3 protein-coding genes are annotated in these 2,162 nt (G+C 69.3%); all 3 read left to right on the top strand.

The annotated features are described in order from the left end of the window. Positions 1-1,069 (top strand): IS1380 family transposase (locus VF468_05545; protein ID HEX5877776.1); only part of this gene is annotated, 1,069 nt, incomplete at its 5' end. 157 nt (positions 1,070-1,226) lie between these two features. Further along, positions 1,227-1,709, top strand: coding sequence for a hypothetical protein (locus tag VF468_05540; protein ID HEX5877775.1), 483 nt, complete (start codon positions 1,227-1,229; stop codon positions 1,707-1,709). Positions 1,710-1,761: 52 nt separating this feature from the next. Beyond that, on the top strand, positions 1,762-2,162 hold a 401-nt coding region (locus VF468_05535), incomplete at its 3' end, for a hypothetical protein (GenBank protein HEX5877774.1).

The following is a 2,162-nucleotide window of genomic DNA, read 5'->3' as shown; positions in this document are numbered from 1 at the left end:
GGCCTGGCTGCTGCGCGGCGAGGCGGGCCGGCCGCTGCCGACACTGCGCTGCGGCGGGGTGGAGGTGCCCGGTCTGGTGATCGACTTCGACGCCAGCCTGGTCACCTGTCATTCTGAGAAGGAGCAGGCTGCTTCGACCTTCAAGAAGGGCTACGGCTACCATCCCCTGCTGGTGTGGCTGGACAACACCAGCGAGGCTTTGGCCGGGATGCTGCGGCCGGGGAACGCCGGCAGCAACACCGCCGCCGACCACATCCGGCTGACCGATGAGGCGTTTGCTCAGATCCCGGACGCCGACCGGCACGGCCAGCCGATCCTGGTCCGCTGCGACGGTGCCGGCGCCACCAAGGAATGGCTGACCCACCTCCGTGGTCTGCGCGAGCAGCGGGGTCTGCAGGTGTCGTTCTCGGTCGGGTTCACCGTCTCCAACCAGGTCAAGGACGCCATCGCGCAGCTGCCGGATGCGGTGTGGGCCACGGCGGTCGACGCGGCCGGCGATCCCCGCCCGGTCGATGAGTCGGGGCTGCCGGTCGCTCAGGTCGCTGAGCTGACCGGGCTGCTGCCCGGTCTCACCGCGGCCGGCTGGCCGGCGGGGATGCGGGTCCTGGTCCGGCGCGAACGCCCCCACCCCGGCGCCCAGATCAGCCTGATGGAAGCCCACGACGGGTGGCGCTACCAGTGCGTGGCCACCGACACCGAGCACGGACAGCTGGCGTTCCTGGAGGCCCGGCACCGCGCCCATGCCCGGGTCGAGGACCGGGTCAAAGCACTCAAGCAGACCGGCATGGGCCGCTTCCCCTCCCGGGAGTTCGCCATCAACGCCGCCTGGCTGCAGCTGGCGTTGACCGCGGCCGACCTGATCGCCTGGACCCAGACCATCCTCCTCGACGGCGAACTGGCCAAGGTCGAGGTCAAGAAGCTGCGCTACCGGCTGCTGCACACCGCAGCCCGAATCGTCCACGGCCAACGCAAGACCCGAATCAAGATCGATCCCAGCTGGCCCTGGGCCCGCGAGCTCACCGCCGCGTTCACCCGGCTCGCCGAGATCCGTCAACCCCTTCTCATCTGACCGGCAGCCCAGCCGCTGACCATCCACGACCCGAGGACCCCAGGAGAACCGGACACCAGGCCGGCCCATCCGCACGCCCTCCCACCTCAAGATCAACCCCCGGGCCAGACCGGCACCAAACCATGATCATTTCCGGCCTATTGAAAGACGGAGGCTAGTGGCCCATGCCATCGCCAAGGGTCTCGGCGAGTCGCTGCAGGTCAAGATCGTGGAAGTGAGCAAGGCGCCCGTCGAGCTAGCCCCGAGCGTGGACCTGGTCGTGGCCGGTGGCCCGACCCATGTCTTCTCGTTGACGCGCACGCACACCCGCGCCGACGCCATCGATCGGGGCGCTGAGCATGGGGAGCGGCACTTCGGGCTACGAGAGTGGATCGGCCTGCTTCCGTCCGGCCGCGGCGGCCCGCCGCTGGTAACCTTCGACACCCGCGTGGCCAGCATGCGGCACCTGCCAGGGTCGGCGGCGAAGTCGGCCGCCAAGGAAGCCCGCCGCCACGGTTACAGCACCGCTGCCGCACCCGAGAGCTTCTACGTTCACGACGTCGACGGGCCGCTGCTGGACAGTGAACCTGACCGCGCCGCCGCCTGGGGACGTCACCTGGTGGCCATCGTCGAAGCCAGCGACCTGCTTGCGCGCCGCTGAGCCTGCGGGTCAACTGCGAAGTGAGGAGAAAGAGATGCGTAGGTCAGTAGTCGTGAAGGCCTTCTGGGGTGGCCTCGTGGGCTTCGCGGTCGGGACGGTGCTGCTGCTGATCGCCGCGGCGGTGGCCGTGGGTAGCAACGTGTTCGTGCTGGACGGGGCTGACGTGGTTGGTGTCCGGACCGGCGCCGCGACGTGGGCGTCGCTCACGCTGGTCGTCGTGGCCGTGGTGATCATGCTTGGCGCAGCGGTCGCACAGTTCGTCGCCTGGCTCGGCGCCGTTCTGCGCACCGCGGATCTGCCCGCCACAGCCTGGTTCGTGGCGTTGCTCATCGCGGGCCTGTTGGGGCTCGGGCTGCCGGCGACACTGGCGTATGTGATCGCCGGACCCGATCGCACGGCCGAGTTCTCAGATACATCAAACGAAGCGGCCACAAGTGTCCAAGCCCGTGTACC

It is taken from the genome of Actinomycetota bacterium (assembly GCA_036280995.1).
Taxonomy (GTDB): domain Bacteria; phylum Actinomycetota; class CALGFH01; order CALGFH01; family CALGFH01; genus CALGFH01.
Note: the sequence above shows the minus strand (reverse complement) of the source record. Positions and strands in the feature narration are given on the sequence as shown.